At 61.4% G+C, this 14,012-nt stretch carries 16 protein-coding genes; 2 read left to right on the top strand and 14 right to left on the bottom strand.

Annotation, left to right across the window (positions count from 1 at the left end; genetic code table 11):
- Positions 1-67: 67 nt before the first annotated feature.
- The 13 genes from lnt to OLZ32_RS14315 all read right to left on the bottom strand — a co-directional run bounded on the left by lnt (position 68) and on the right by OLZ32_RS14315 (position 11,478).
- Positions 68-1,672: an apolipoprotein N-acyltransferase gene (lnt, locus tag OLZ32_RS14375; RefSeq protein WP_264421464.1), complete on the bottom strand. Its 1,605-nt coding sequence runs from the start codon at positions 1,670-1,672 to the stop codon at positions 68-70.
- A gap of 81 nt (positions 1,673-1,753) precedes the next feature.
- On the bottom strand, positions 1,754-2,899 hold the full coding sequence (locus OLZ32_RS14370) for a hemolysin family protein (RefSeq protein ID WP_264421462.1): 1,146 nt from the start codon (positions 2,897-2,899) through the stop codon (positions 1,754-1,756).
- Entirely contained in the window at positions 2,896-3,411 is a 516-nt protein-coding gene (gene ybeY / locus OLZ32_RS14365) for an rRNA maturation RNase YbeY (RefSeq protein WP_168304472.1), read from the bottom strand. The genes OLZ32_RS14370 and ybeY overlap by 4 nt, the downstream gene beginning before the upstream one ends.
- Positions 3,411-4,460: a PhoH family protein gene (locus OLZ32_RS14360; RefSeq protein ID WP_003544862.1), complete on the bottom strand. Its 1,050-nt coding sequence runs from the start codon at positions 4,458-4,460 to the stop codon at positions 3,411-3,413. Before OLZ32_RS14360 ends, ybeY begins: the two co-directional genes overlap by 1 nt.
- A gap of 18 nt (positions 4,461-4,478) precedes the next feature.
- Positions 4,479-5,900, bottom strand: a complete 1,422-nt coding sequence (miaB, locus tag OLZ32_RS14355) for a tRNA (N6-isopentenyl adenosine(37)-C2)-methylthiotransferase MiaB (RefSeq protein WP_264421458.1) — start codon at positions 5,898-5,900, stop codon at positions 4,479-4,481.
- Positions 5,901-5,949: 49 nt separating this feature from the next.
- Positions 5,950-6,747 carry a lysophospholipid acyltransferase family protein gene (locus OLZ32_RS14350; protein ID WP_264421456.1) on the bottom strand — a complete coding sequence of 266 codons (798 nt, stop codon included), beginning with the start codon at positions 6,745-6,747 and terminating at the stop codon, positions 5,950-5,952.
- A 27-nt stretch (positions 6,748-6,774) separates the two neighbouring features.
- On the bottom strand, positions 6,775-7,203 hold the full coding sequence (locus OLZ32_RS14345) for a Fur family transcriptional regulator (RefSeq protein WP_003544875.1): 429 nt from the start codon (positions 7,201-7,203) through the stop codon (positions 6,775-6,777).
- A gap of 82 nt (positions 7,204-7,285) precedes the next feature.
- Positions 7,286-7,786: a GNAT family N-acetyltransferase gene (locus tag OLZ32_RS14340; protein WP_264421454.1), complete on the bottom strand. Its 501-nt coding sequence runs from the start codon at positions 7,784-7,786 to the stop codon at positions 7,286-7,288.
- On the bottom strand, positions 7,783-8,445 hold the full coding sequence (tsaB, locus tag OLZ32_RS14335; RefSeq protein ID WP_017990084.1) for a tRNA (adenosine(37)-N6)-threonylcarbamoyltransferase complex dimerization subunit type 1 TsaB: 663 nt from the start codon (positions 8,443-8,445) through the stop codon (positions 7,783-7,785). The genes OLZ32_RS14340 and tsaB overlap by 4 nt, the downstream gene beginning before the upstream one ends.
- An 88-nt stretch (positions 8,446-8,533) precedes the next feature.
- The gene (locus OLZ32_RS14330; protein WP_012755783.1) at positions 8,534-9,100 is read right to left on the bottom strand and encodes a NifU family protein; all 567 of its coding nucleotides are present in this window, start codon (positions 9,098-9,100) and stop codon (positions 8,534-8,536) included.
- 162 nt (positions 9,101-9,262) lie between these two features.
- Entirely contained in the window at positions 9,263-9,754 is a 492-nt protein-coding gene (locus OLZ32_RS14325; RefSeq protein ID WP_003544884.1) for a universal stress protein, read from the bottom strand.
- 130 nt (positions 9,755-9,884) lie between these two features.
- Positions 9,885-10,949 (bottom strand): tryptophan--tRNA ligase, encoded by a 1,065-nt coding sequence (gene trpS / locus OLZ32_RS14320; RefSeq protein WP_003544886.1) that lies wholly within the window; start codon positions 10,947-10,949, stop codon positions 9,885-9,887.
- A gap of 130 nt (positions 10,950-11,079) precedes the next feature.
- The gene (locus OLZ32_RS14315) at positions 11,080-11,478 is read right to left on the bottom strand and encodes a VOC family protein (protein ID WP_026160085.1); all 399 of its coding nucleotides are present in this window, start codon (positions 11,476-11,478) and stop codon (positions 11,080-11,082) included.
- A 187-nt stretch (positions 11,479-11,665) separates the two neighbouring features.
- Between OLZ32_RS14315 and OLZ32_RS14310 the strand changes: the two genes are divergently transcribed.
- Positions 11,666-12,094, top strand: coding sequence for a YcbK family protein (locus OLZ32_RS14310; RefSeq protein WP_003544890.1), 429 nt, complete (start codon positions 11,666-11,668; stop codon positions 12,092-12,094).
- Between the two features lie 82 nt (positions 12,095-12,176).
- On the opposite strand, the gene OLZ32_RS14305 is transcribed toward OLZ32_RS14310, so the two are convergent.
- Positions 12,177-12,770, bottom strand: a complete 594-nt coding sequence (locus tag OLZ32_RS14305; RefSeq protein ID WP_003544891.1) for a TetR/AcrR family transcriptional regulator — start codon at positions 12,768-12,770, stop codon at positions 12,177-12,179.
- 84 nt (positions 12,771-12,854) lie between these two features.
- Here OLZ32_RS14305 and OLZ32_RS14300 point away from each other — a divergent pair, with 84 nt between their 5' ends.
- Entirely contained in the window at positions 12,855-13,961 is a 1,107-nt protein-coding gene (locus OLZ32_RS14300) for an SDR family oxidoreductase (RefSeq protein ID WP_264399052.1), read from the top strand.
- Positions 13,962-14,012 lie beyond the last annotated feature (51 nt).

The following is a 14,012-nucleotide window of genomic DNA, read 5'->3' as shown; positions in this document are numbered from 1 at the left end:
GAACCCACCTTCAAACATACGTTAAGAACGCCGATTGACATCACTATGCAATTTTAGGGGTTTTTGGTCAATTCAACCCGGAAATAAAACCTCTGCGAGAAATTAGCGCAATCAAAATCAGCAGCGCCTCGGTCAACCAGAAGTATGTTTGCCGGGGAAATGTCGTTCCGACTCCATCGCTGATGCTATCGAGCGTTGCATCGACGAAGCCGGTTTCTCCAAGACCGAGGCCCGCAATAATTTCCCCATGCGCATTCACCAGCGCTGAAATGCCGCTATTGGCGTCGCGAATCAGCGGCAGGCCGGTTTCAACAGCCCGTACCCGCGCCTGCTGGAAATGCTGGTAGGGGCCGGGCGTCGTGCCGAACCAGGCATCATTGGTGATATTGAGGATCGCGTTGGCGTCTTTTATGTCACCGGTCATTTCGCCGGGAAAAATGATCTCGTAACAGATCAGCGGATAGAGATTGAGTCCCCCGGGCAGCGTCAGCAAGTGCCGGCTTGCCGCGGCCGAAAAGCCGCCCGGAATCTCGACGACGTTCTGGATGCCGAATTCGGTGAGCACGTCCTCGAAGGGCAGATATTCGCCGAAGGGCACCAGATGCACCTTGTCGGAGGCGGCGATGATCTGGCCGCGGCCGTCGATCACGTAGATGGAATTATAGTAGCGCGGCGGCGTGCCTGGTCCCATCTCCTCGGCGCGTACGGCGCCGGCGATGAGGATCTGATTGTCGTCGAGCGTATCGGCAATCCGCGTCAGCGCATCCTGATTGTCGGTCAGGATGAAGGGGATCGAGGTTTCCGGCCAGACGATGATATCGGGCTTGCGCCCGCCATTCTTCGGCGCTTCGGCCGAGAGTTTCAGATGCGTCTCGAAGATCGCGGCGCGGTCGACGTCGTTATCCATTTTCTCTGTCTGGTCGATCGCCGGCTGCACCAGCCGCACCACCGGCCGCTTGTCCTCAGGCAATGTGTCCGGCCGCGGCGCAAGATGGAGAGCGTAAGCGCCGTAACCCAGATGGGCAGCAAATAGCAGGACGGCGAGCGCGATGCCCGGTCGCGCGCCCTGCCGCGTCCCGGCAAGGGCAGGCGCAGAAAAGACGAAGACGGCAAGGGCCGTCACGCCCATCGCCCCGATCACATGCGCCGACTGCATCATCAATGGAACCGGCATGATGCCGTAACCGATGGCGTTCCAGGGAAAGCCGGTGAGGATCACGCTTCGAAGCCATTCCATCAGCCCGAAGCCTGCCGCAAGCGCGGCGATCCGCCCCATGCCATCAGACCAGACGATGCGGGCAAGGGCGGCCGCCAGCCCGTAGAAGATCGCAAGACAGGCCGGCAGCCCGAGGATTGCCAGCGGCAGCGCCCAGGCGAATTCCTCCTGATCGACCAGCAGCGCATGGCCGAGCCACCAGAGGCCGGCGACGAAATAGCCGAAGCCGAACAGCCAGCCGGTGGCAAACGCCGGCCATAACCTGCCGATCAGGCCGCTTTCAGGCGAAGCCGCCGCCCCGTCGATCAGCCAGACGAGCAGCGTGAAGGAAACGAACATCGCCGCGAAAAAGCCGATGGGCGGCAGCGCCAGAACCGCGAATGCCCCGGCGGCGATGGCCAGCAGCGACCGTTTGAAACCCCAGACGAGGATAACCCTGTCCGCAAGCCGCTCCATGCGCACTCCCATCAAAACCGCGAATCAACCCATTCGCAGTCTTTCAAAAAAGCGGCTCTTTGTCCCGTCAGTTGGGTCCTGTCAGTTGGCAGTCGATTTCGCCGGCCGATCGTCGCCGGTCTCGGAGCCGGGAGCGGCGTCGCCATCCGACTTGGCGCGGCGGCGGATCGCGTGGCGCTTGCGGGTGATGCGCAGCCGCTTGATGCGGCGCGGATCGGCGTCGAGGATGTGGAATTCGAAGCCCGGCAGCGCCTGGACGACCTCGCCGCGCACCGGGATGCGGCCGAGTGCCGAGAAGATCAGGCCGCCCAGCGTATCGACCTCGTCGACCTGCTCGCTGATGTCGAAATCCGGCCCGATCGCTTGGGCGATCTCTTCCAGCTCGACGCGGGCGTCGGCGATGAACATGTCCTCGGCGACGCGCTTGAACATCACCTCTTCGTCGTCATGTTCGTCGTCGATGTCGCCGACCACCATTTCGACGATGTCTTCATGCGAGGCAAGCCCGTCGGTGCCGCCATATTCGTCGATGACGAGCGCCATCTGCGTGCGGTTCACCTGCATGCGGCGCAACAGGTCGGACGCCAGCATCGACGGCGGCACGAACAGGATCTTGCGGATGATGCCGGCCTCGGCCAGCGTCTTTTGCAGGTCGACGCGGGCGAGATCGAAATTCTGCTTGGCCGAACGCGCGGTCTTCTGGATGTTTTCGGGCGCAACCTCGATCGCCGGCACGACGGTGGTCGGTTTCGTCGGACCGCGGCGCTTGTTGCGCGCCTGCTTGGCGACATAGGAGAGCAGGTCGCGGATATGCACCATGCCGCGCGGATCATCGAGCGTATCGGCATAGACAGGCATGCGTGAGCGGCCGGATTCCTCGAAGAGGATCATCAGTTCGCCGATGGTGATGTTCTGGTCGACCGCCTCGATATCGGCGCGCGGCACCATCACGTCGGCGACGCGCACCTCGCGAAAGCGCAGGATGTTGTTGAGCATCGCCCGTTCGTCGGGCGAAAAGGCGTCGTCGCCGGCCGCATCGGTCATCAGTGCGTCGGCGAGATCCTCGCGCAGTCGCGAGCCCTGCTGCGGGCGAAGGATGCGCGCGGCGCGCGACCAGAAGGATTGTGATCGGCCAGATGGCCGACTACTACTGCCTGCCTCGTCCGAAGAGGAGGATGGCTCGGAGTCCTTGGCGTCTGCCGCCGGCTTCGTCGTAAAGTCGCTCATGGTTCCATTTTAAGGTCTTGACCCTCGTAGGGATCAGATAGGCCGAGCTGCGCCAAAATGCGAGTCTCCAACCCCTCCATAATTTCGGCTTCGGCACTATTCATATGGTCGTAGCCGAGAAGATGCAAGAAACCGTGCACCAGAAGATGGGTCAGGTGGTCGTCGAAACTCTTTTCGAGCTCGGCCGCTTCCCGCTCCAGCGTCTCCCGGGCGATGATGATGTCGCCGAGCATCGGGCCGGGCATCTTGCCGGGCTGAACCGGAAAGGCCGGAAAGGAGAGCACGTTGGTCGCCTTGTCCTTGCCGCGCCATTCGGCGTTGATGTCCTGGATCGAGGCATCGTCCGTGAAAACAAGCGAAACCTCGGGCGGCATCGTCGGGAAGGGCTGCTTCTCGCTGTCGCGGAGATAGACCGCGGCGGCACCGAGCACACGTTCGCAAAACGACAGCAGCGTCTCCTCGCCGGGCCAGCCGATGTCCTCGACGCTGATCTGGATGTCGAGTTCGGCCATTAGCCCTGCCGGCTGACGTCTTCGGCGACGGCATAGGTGGAATCATAGGCCCTGACGATGCGCCCGACCAGCGGGTGGCGGACGACGTCGGTATCCGTGAAGCGCACGATCGAAATGCCCTCGACGCCGTTCAGAAGCTGCAAGGCCTCGACGAGGCCGGATTTGACGCCGCGCGGCAGGTCGATCTGGCTCGGGTCGCCGGTGACGATCATGCGCGCATTTTCGCCGAGACGCGTCAGGAACATCTTCATCTGCATCGACGTCGTGTTCTGCGCTTCGTCGAGGATGATGGCGGCATTGGCGAGCGTGCGGCCGCGCATGAAGGCGAGCGGCGCGATTTCGATGACGCCGGCAGTGATCGCCCGGTCGACCTTGTCGGCAGGGATCATGTCGTAGAGCGCATCATAGAGCGGGCGAAGATAGGGATCGACCTTTTCCTTCATGTCCCCGGGCAGGAAGCCGAGGCGCTCGCCGGCCTCGACGGCCGGGCGCGACAGGATGATCTTTTCGACAGCGCCCCGCTCCAAGAGCTGGGCGGCATGGGCAACGGCGAGATAGGTCTTGCCGGTGCCGGCCGGGCCGACACCGAAGACAAGCTCGGCGCGTTCCAGCGCCCTGATGTAGGCGTCCTGGGTTGGCGTGCGGGCGATGATCGTCTTCTTGCGGGTGGAAACCTGCGCCATCGTCAGCTTGGCCTTGCGCTCCATGGTCGGCAGGCTGAGCTGATCGTCGGCGGCGACCGCCATGCGGATTGCACCCTCGACGTCGGATCGTTCCACGCTGCCGCCTTTCTGAAGTTTTTCATAGAGATAGTCGAGCGTGCGCCGCGCCTGGTTGGTGGTCACGATATCGCCGGTGATGACGACCGAATTGCCGCGTGCCCGCGCATCGATGTTCAGCCGTTGCTCGAGCAGCTTGAGGTTTTGGTCGAATTGACCAAAGAGCTCGCTGGCGAACCGGTTGTTCTCGAACGTCAGGACGAAGTGATTGGTATCGCTCGGCGTGCGGGGGTGGCGCGGTGAAGAAGAAACCAATTCTTGTCCGTTCAAGCGGTCGGGCTCCTTGGGTTAGACCGCAGCCTCTGCGCGTTCGGCAAACAGGCTGTTTGTTCCGGTCCCTGTGATTCGCACTTTAATAATGTCACCGATTTGCGATGCTTTTGCATCAACATTCACTGATTGAAGCCAGGGAGAACGTCCGATTAGTTGTTCCGGCATGCGACCGGGCTTTTCGAGCAACAGGTCGATCTCTTTGCCGATGCAGGATTCGGCAAATTCCTGCTGCTGCTTCAGAAGAAGCATTTGCAGGCGTTCCAGCCGTTCTGCCTTGATCTCTTCCGGCACCTGGTCCTTCAGTTCCGCGCCGGGCGTGCCCGGCCGTGTCGAGTATTTGAACGAGAAGGCCTGTGCATAACGGACCCCCTCCACAAGTCTCAATGTATCCTCAAAATCCTCATCTGTCTCCCCCGGAAAGCCGGTGATGAAATCGCCCGACAGCGCAATGTCGGGCCGCACCGTGCGAATGCGCTCGATCAGCGCCAGATATTCGGCCGCCGTGTGGCGCCGGTTCATCGCTTTCAGGATGCGGTCGGAGCCCGATTGCACCGGCAGGTGCAGATAAGGCATCAGTGCGCTGAGGTCGCGATGGGCATTGATCAGCCGGTCGTCCATGTCGCGCGGATGGCTTGTGGTATAGCGCAGCCGCGCAAGGCCGGGGATCTCGGCCAGCCGGTAGAGCAGGTCGCCGAGGCTCCATGCCTCGCCTTGGCTCCCGGCGCCGTGCCAGGCGTTGACGTTCTGCCCGAGCAGGGTGATTTCGCGCACCCCGCTGTCGGCGAGCTTTTCGGCTTCCTCGACGATCTGGGAAACCGGCCGCGACACTTCCGAGCCGCGTGTATAGGGCACGACGCAGAAGGTGCAGAATTTGTCGCAGCCTTCCTGCACCGTCAGGAAGGCGGTGACGCCGCGGGCGCGGATCCTTCGGCTCTCGGCGATCGGTAGATGCTCGAACTTGTCCTCGATCGCATATTCGGTGTCGACGACGCGCTGGCCTTGTTTGGCCCGGCGCAACGCCTCCGGCAGGCGGTGGTAGGTCTGCGGGCCGATGACGACGTCGACGGCGGGTGCACGGCGCAGGATCTCTTCGCCTTCGGCCTGGGCGACGCAGCCGGCAACGCCGATCATCATCTCCCGGCCGTCCGCCGCCTTCTTCTTTTTCATCTCGCGCAGCCGCCCGAGCGCCGAATAGACCTTCTCGGCCGCCTTCTCGCGGATATGGCAGGTGTTGAGGAGAACGAGGTCCGCCTCTTCCATATCTTCCGTCGGCTCATAGCCGTCGCGGGCGAGCGCATCGCTCATGCGCGTCGAATCGTAGACGTTCATCTGACAGCCATAGGTCTTGATGAAGACCTTCCGGCTGTTGCTGCCATCGCGGAGGCTCTCGCTGGGAATTGCCGCCGGGGCCTGGAGAAGGGCGCTGTCCTGTGTCATGGCGCGCTATTTAGTGGTTTTTGCCGCCGGAGAAAATCGAAATCTTCTTTCAGGAGATTTCCCGCCCGCGCAGGCGGCTGTTCAGGAGGTTGCGGATGCGCAAGGCGATCGTCGCGCTCACCTCCTTGCGGCTGGTCTCGGCGCGGTAATCGACCGCCTCGCCGAAGGAAACCTCGGCGTCGATGGCGCCGCAGCGGACGATGTCGAGGAGATGCGGCAGCAGCTCGATATCACCCGGCCAGGCGGCGAGCGGCCGATGATAGCGCCCCATGGCGATGCCGTGCACCCTGGTATAGGCAACCGCCACCGGCTGCACCACGACGGTTCCCGTCGGCGAATAAGGCACGGCCATCGCGGCGGCGCCGAACAGCGAGGACTTGACCTCCAGCAGCCGGTTGCCGTCCGAGGTCGTGCCCTCGGGGAAGAGCACGACGATCTCACCGTCGGCCATGCGCCCGGCGATCTCGTTTGCCTGATGACCGGTCTTGCGCCGCTCCTCGCGCACGACGAAGACGCTCTTCTGCAGCTTGGCGAGCGTGCCGAAGATCGGCCAGTCGCGCACCTCGATCTTGGCGATGAAGACGACGTCGGCAACCGCCGACATCACCATGATATCCAGCCAGGAGGAATGGTTGGAACAGAGCATCAGCGGCCGGCGATCTTCCAGCTTGCCGCTCACTCGGACGCGGATGCCGAGGCAATAGCAGACGATCCGGTGCCAGGCGCGCGGAAGCCGGCGGCGCAGCCGCCAGTCGAACCGCAGCGCCAATACCTGCAGCGGCATGAGCACGATGCTGACGGCGAGGATGGCGACCGCGGCGAAGGCGATGCGCAGCCAGGCGATCAAATGCTGGTCTCCCGGGCTGCCATTGCTTCAGAGATCTTCTTTCTTCAGCGGAACGCCGTAGAGCTCGAGGCGGTGGTCGACCAGCCGGAAGCCGTGCTCGCGGGCGATGCGCTCCTGCAGCGCCTCGATCTCCGGCGAGCGGAATTCGATGACCGTGCCGGTCTTCAGGTCAATGAGATGGTCGTGATGTTCTTCCGGCACCGTTTCGTAGCGCGAGCGCCCGTCGCGGAAGTCGTGGCGGGCGATGATGCCGGCATCCTCGAACAGTTTCACGGTGCGATAGACGGTCGAGATCGAGATCTTCGCATCGACTTTCACCGAGCGGCGGTAGAGTTCTTCGACGTCGGGATGGTCTTCCGAATCTTCCAGGATGCGCGCGATCACGCGGCGCTGCTCGGTCATGCGCATGCCGCGTTCGGTGCAAAGCTCCTCAAGGGTCTTGGCTACATCAGTCATCGCCGGCCTATAGAGATATTCGTGTTTCGACAACGCCGCACGGCATTCGCGCCGGCCTGCATGTTATCTCGCTGCCAGGGAACTACCGAAGAACGCGCTTCATGACAAGCGCCGTGGAGAGGGCGCCGTTTTCTTGTTTGTAGTAACCCTGACGTTCGCCGACCTTTTCGAAGCCGAGCTTGCGGTAGAGGCCAAGCGCTGCCGTATTGCCGTTGTCGACCTCGAGAAACATGCTCTCGCCGCCGCGCGACCGCGCTTCCCGCATCGCCGCCTGCATCAGCCGCCAGCCAAGCCCGGCACGGGCGGCCTTCGCCTGCACGGCAATGGTGAGGATCTCCGCCTCGCCGGCGACATGGCGGGCGAGGATGAACCCCGGAAGCGGCTTTTTCAGGATGGCATTGGTCTGGCGCGCGACGAAGCCGAACACGGTATCCTGCATCAGCAGGCCGTGAAATTCACCGTCGCCCCAGGGCCGAGCGAACCGCTCGCCGTGCAGGAGGGCGACCTCGCGGCAATCCTCGCGCTCCATGGCGATGATCTCGAATTCCGGTTTCAGCGTCAGATAGGCTTCCAGCATCGTCATACTCGTCGCGCAATCGCATACCCGGCCTGCGGCTTGGCATCGGGTCCGCGCAGATAAAGGGGCTTCGGCTTTCCGGCATCGGGGGAGGCGGCAGCGCCCAGGCGCGCCACGACGGAGATCGGGAACCTGTTGGTGTGATCGCCGCCGGCGTCCGCCATCAGGAGGGCCGTCGCCGAACCGGTAACCTCGCCGTCGAAGCCGGCAGCATATGCCTGCGCTTCTGCAACGCTGACTGCCCGTGGTGCGTCGAGGGGCGAACCGTCGGCCGCAAAGGACTGGAGATAGATTTCGTCCCGCTTGGCATCCATCGCCGCCAGCACGGCGCGATGAGGCGTCTTGTCGCGCTGGGCTGATGCCATGACTTCCAGCGTGGTGACGCCGACGGCCGGTACATTGAGGGAAAGCGCAAAACCACGGACTGCGGCAACGCCGACGCGGATACCGGTAAAGGAGCCGGGACCGATGGTGACGGCAAGGCGGTCGACATCCGAAAGGGCCAGTCCCGCCTGATCGAGTGCGCGATCGACGATACCAATCAGATGTTCAGCATGCCCCTTGCCGATCATGTCCGATGCCTCCCCCAGCACCGTATCCCTGCCGCTGTCATAGACGGCGGCAGCGCAGTCCACGCCTGCCGTGTCGAGCGCCAGAATGATCATGCCATCAATTTCCGAATAAACCAGTGTCGCCTATCGATAAATCCGTTCGGCCGAACCGGAGATGAACGGCGGGACGAATTCAGGATTTTTAAGCGGCAATCACTTCCTGCACTTCCGGAACGAAATGGCGCAGCAGGTTCTGGACGCCGTGCTTCAGCGTTGCCGTCGAAGACGGGCAGCCGGCGCAGGAACCCTTCATATTCAGATAGACCTTGCCGTCCTTGAAGCCGCGGAAGGTGATGTCGCCGCCATCCTGGGCAACGGCCGGGCGCACGCGGGTCTCCAGAAGCTCCTTGATGGTCAGCACGATCGATTCATCGCCTTCGTCGAAGAATTCGTCGCCGGCATCGGCGTCTTCGGAAAGGATGGAAGCATCGCCCATGACCGGCTTGCCGGACATGAAATGCTCCATGATCGAGCCTAATATAGCCGGCTTAAGATGCTGCCAGTCGGCATTATCCTTGGACACGGAAATGAAATCATAGCCGAAATAGACGCCGGTAACGCCCGATATTTCGAACAGGCGGGCAGCGAGCGGCGAGGCTTGAGCCTCCTCAGTGCTGCGGAACTCGGCCGTGCCGTTTTCCATCACCACCTTGCCCGGCAGGAACTTCTGCGTAGCGGGGTTCGGCGTGGCTTCGGTCTGAATGAACATCTGATTCTCCATGCGGCCGGCCCATGGTCTCGGCCGTCTTTAGAATTCTTCAAAAGAAGATAAGCCGATTGACGGCTCTAATCAAGAGACTTGTACTCAAGAAATGCTACAGTTAGAGCATGATGTCGTCCGAAAACCGCTCAGAGTTTTCGGCATCATGCTCTAGCAGAGAGCATCGATTTCCTCGTTGGTCAGCGTATCCGGCAGCACGGTGACCGGGATCGGAAACGCTGCCGCGCGACCGGCGACCGACGAGACCAGCGGCCCTGGACCTTCCTTCGCAGAACCGGCGGCCAGAACCAGGATCGCCACATCGCGGTCCTCCTCGATCACGGCGTTGATCTGTTCGGCAGCACCGCCCTCGCGGATGACGACCTCAGGCTCGATGCCAATGGTCTCGCGGACGATCTGGGCGATCTTGGCAACGACCGCCTCGGCTTCCTCGCGCGCTTCGGCCCGCATGATCTCTTCGACGCCGAGCCATTGCTGGAAATCCCCGTCGGGGATCACGTAGAGCAGCACCAGCCCGCCATTGGAATTCTTCGCGCGCCGGCCGGCATAATGAACGGCGCGTTGGCATTCGGGTGTACCGTCGATCACCGCCATGAATTTGCGGCGATGACCTTCGAGCCGTGAGAGTCGCTTCGATACCATGGCGCGGACTCTGACACCCGAAGCGGAAAATTTGCAAGCCCAGTTTTTGCCCTGATGCCCCGGAAGAAATCCTCTTCTCCCCAGGGGAAGGCCCCCCTTCTCCCGCGACAGGGAGAAGAGGAGATTTATCTCAATAGAGGAAGCCGATGACGTCGCGCACCTGGCGCATCGTCACCTCGGCGCGGGCCCTTGCGCGTTCGCCGCCCTTGCGCAGGATCGCGTCGATATGGCTGGTATCGTCCATCAACCGGCGCATTTCGCCGGTGATCGGCGCGAGCACGTTGATTGCCAGGTCGACCAGCGCCGGCTTAAAGACGGAGAATTGCTGGCCGCCGAATTCGGCAAGCACGTCCGCCTTCGACTTGTCGGCGAGTGCGGCATAGATCGCCACCAGATTGTCGGCTTCCGGACGGCCCTGCAGCCCGTCGATCTCGCTCGGCAAGCCGTCCGGATCGGTCTTGGCCTTGCGGATCTTCTTCGAGATCGCGTCCTCGTCGTCCATCAGGTTGATGCGCGAGAGATCGGAAGGGTCCGACTTCGACATTTTCTTGGTGCCGTCGCGCAGCGACATGACGCGCGGCGCCGGTCCGCCGATCAACGGCTCGACCATCGGGAAATAGGCGTGCACCGGCTCGTTGCCGACGGTGATGTCGACGCCGTAGCCGGTCCTGCTGATATGCTCGGCATAGTCGAGGTTGAACTTCATCGCGATGTCGCGGGCAAGCTCCAGATGCTGCTTCTGGTCCTCACCAACAGGCACATGGGTGGCGCGATAGACGAGAATGTCGGCAGCCATCAGGCTCGGATAGGCGTAAAGGCCGAGCGAGGCCTGCTCGCGGTCCTTGCCGGCCTTGTCCTTGAACTGCGTCATGCGGTTCATCCAGCCGATGCGGGCGACGCAATTGAAGATCCAGGCGAGTTCGGCATGCTGCGGCACGGCCGACTGATTGAAGACGATATGCTTTTCCGGATCGATGCCGGCGGCGATGAAGGCGGCGGCGATCGAGCGCGTCTGGCTCGGCATGTCCTCATGCACGAGCTGGGCGGTGAGCGCATGCATGTCGACGACGCAGTAGATGCAGTCATTGCCTTCCTGCAGCGCCACGAAGCGGCGGATCGCGCCGAGATAATTGCCGAGATGCAGGTTGCCGGTCGGCTGCACGCCGGAAAATACGAGTTTCTTGAATTCGCTCATGTCGTCCTCAATAGGCTGGTGGAGGGCCCACGCCGTCACAGTTTAAATTGCTGCAGAATGCAGCAGGGCTTTTCGCCCATGTTGTTAACGCCGCGGCTTATGCACGGGCAACCGGTCGCAATCAAGGGGTTCAGGCGGCAGCGTGCTGGATCAGATCGAAAGTGTTGCCGTAGGGATCCGCAAACACCGCCACCGTGCCGTAAACCTCGTGACGCGGCTCTTCCAGAAAGCGCACGCCGACTGCCAGCATCGCGGCATGGTCGCGGGCGAAATCGTCGGTCTTCAGAAAGAAGCCGACACGCCCGCCGGTCTGATTGCCGATGGCCGCGCGCTGCGTCTCGTCTGCCGCCTGCGCCAGCAGAAAGGCGGCTCCATCCCCACCCCTCGGCTTCACCACTACCCAGCGCTTGCCCTCCGGCTGCAGCTCGTCCTGAAGGCAATCGAAACCGAGCCCATCGCAATAAAAAGCCTTGGCGCGGTCGTAGTCGTCGACCACGAGGGTGACGAGGAAAAGAGACTGGATCGTCATGGGTTGCCTCGCGTTTGAGATGTTTATTCCAGTTTGGAGCGGCAATTCCCCGTATTTTAAGCCAAATTGATCAACAGACTTACTCATAATTGAGTATAAAATTTCACAAAAAAGCTTTTTTTGAACCGAAAATCCTGCGCCTGATGCCGGCGCCGTTGGGGTCGCTGGATAGCCGATCGGAGCGACCATGCAGAACGCAATTTTGCTCGCCATGGCAGGCCTTTTCGCCTTTCAATCAGCAACGGGTGCCGTCGGTCAAGACATGAAAAGGCATGCCGCTCATCTTCCAAAATATCAGGCACGTCTCGCCTACACGGTCCAGACCGTCAGCGTTCGTGCCGGCTGCTTTCCAGGGCGCCTGCGAGCGATCCTGTCGCATATTGCTGCAAAGACCGGCCGACGCCCTGTGATAACCTCGGGCCACAGACCGCATCCCCGCCGCCTTGGGTCCCTGCACGGGAAATGTCTGGCGGCCGATTTCAGGATGCCCGGCCTGTCGGAGCGCACCATCATCGCCGCCGCAAGAAGCGCGCCGGGCATCGGCGGCATCGGCAGCTATTGCAACGGCATCATCCATGTCGACGTCGGACCGCAGCGACGATGGGTGGATTGCTGAGGAATCATGCGCTCCACCTTTTCCCATTCTGGTTTAAGGATTGCCGATTCAGTGGCGGCGAAAGGACGTGCCGCGACCGCCTCTATTGGCCGCTCCGCGGCGTCACCGCCACCCGCAAGAGGCGCATGAATAGTTTTGTATCGTCATCGAGGCTGGAACCATTCCATTGCGCGTGTTTGATCCCATCCATTGCAGCCATCATGATATTGGCCAGTTGAAGAGGCGAGGCCTGCAGTGGTCCGAGATCGATTTCCTTGGTTTCCGCAGCTGCATTCAGCGTCTGTGTCAGCATAGTCGATAGCCGTGTCCGCGCGTCGAGCGTGATATCCGCAGCCAAGGCCATATTGGCGGCAAACAGTTCTTCTGCATCGGAACTGCCGCCAAAAGGGGCGATTAACTCCCGCTGAAACACTGCTATGGCCATTTCCATGCGGTCAAGCGCGTTCCCCTGTCCTGCCAGGGCCGCTCCCACCTCATCCAATGCGAGAGTATGCGCTCGCATGGAGCCGGCTCGGAAAAGCTCTTCCTTGCTGTTGAAGCTCAGATAGAGCGATGCTCGCGAAATTCCTGCGGCGCGCGCAATGTCGGCCATGGAAGTCTTGCGAAAGCCGAAGCGCACGAACACAGGCAGGGCAGCATCCAGGATTTGAGCGATTTTTCGATCATTCTGCGTCATTTGGACAGACTGGCATTTCGTGACCATTCTGTCAAAAGACGAGTAGACAAATAATGTATAGCTGTCTAAATCGATGAAGGCGCATTGGCGCGCGGTCAGGAGATACCCATGAGTATCACATCAGATAATTCTAATGGCGCCACCGTACTGGTGACCGGCATTGGCGGATTTCTCGCAGGCCACATTGCCTTGCAGTTGCTCAAGCAGGGGTATCGGGTCAGAGGAAGCCTGCGCAGCATCGGTACAAGTGCTGCGACGGTCGGTCAGCTTGGAGCGCACACCGACGGGCAACTGCAAAATCTCGGTTTGGTGCAGGCCGATCTTGACAGCGATAGCGGTTGGGCTGCGGCTGTCGAAGGATGCGACTATGTCATTCACACCGCATCGCCGTTCCCTCCGGGATATCCCGAAAATGAGAATGCACTGATCCAGACAGCCCGCGATGGTGCGTTGCGCGTGCTTCGCGAGGCGCATCGGGCACGGGTCAAACGTGTGGTTCTGACATCCTCCATAGCTGCCACCAACCATGGCGACGGGCAGGCGCCCTTTACCGAAGAGAATTGGACCGACCCGGAAAGCCCGCGGGCGACGCCCTATTACAAATCCAAGACGCTGACTGAGCGAGCTGCCTGGGCCTTTGCTCATGAAGTCGGGCTCAATCTGGCCGTGATCAATCCAAGCATGATCCTCGGGCCGTTACTCGGGCCGAATTTCGGGACGTCTGTTGGATTGATCCACCATTTGATGACGGGACGATTCAACGGTATCCCGCGCTTTGGCTTCTCCGTCGTGGATGTGCGCGATACCGCCGATGCCCACATTCGAGCGATGACCAATCCTGCTGCCGGCGGCCAGCGGTTCATCATCGGTGGGCGGTTTTTCTGGCTCAAGGACCTTGTGGCCATTCTTGCCCATTCCTTTCCCGACCATGCCTCCCGCCTGCCGTCCGGCGAAGTCTCTGACGAGATCGTCAGGGCCATGGCGCAATCCGACCCCAATGCGCGAACCATTGTTCATGAGCTCAATCGCGATCTCAGTGTCAGTGCAGCAAAAGCCCACGGCGTCCTCGGGTGGCGCTCACGCCCAGAAGAGCAATGCATCCGCGCCAGTGCCCAAAGCCTCATCGACTTGGGATTGGTGCCGACCTCGAATGGAGAGCCGGCAACGCGACGGCCAGTGACCGCATCATAGTCGCCACCTATGCCGAGAGAATTGAACGATCCTTAGAACAGGATGATTTTA

It is taken from the genome of Rhizobium acaciae (assembly GCF_025941625.1).
In the GTDB taxonomy this organism is placed as follows: Bacteria; Pseudomonadota; Alphaproteobacteria; order Rhizobiales; family Rhizobiaceae; genus Rhizobium; species Rhizobium acaciae.
Note: the sequence above shows the minus strand (reverse complement) of the source record. Positions and strands in the feature narration are given on the sequence as shown.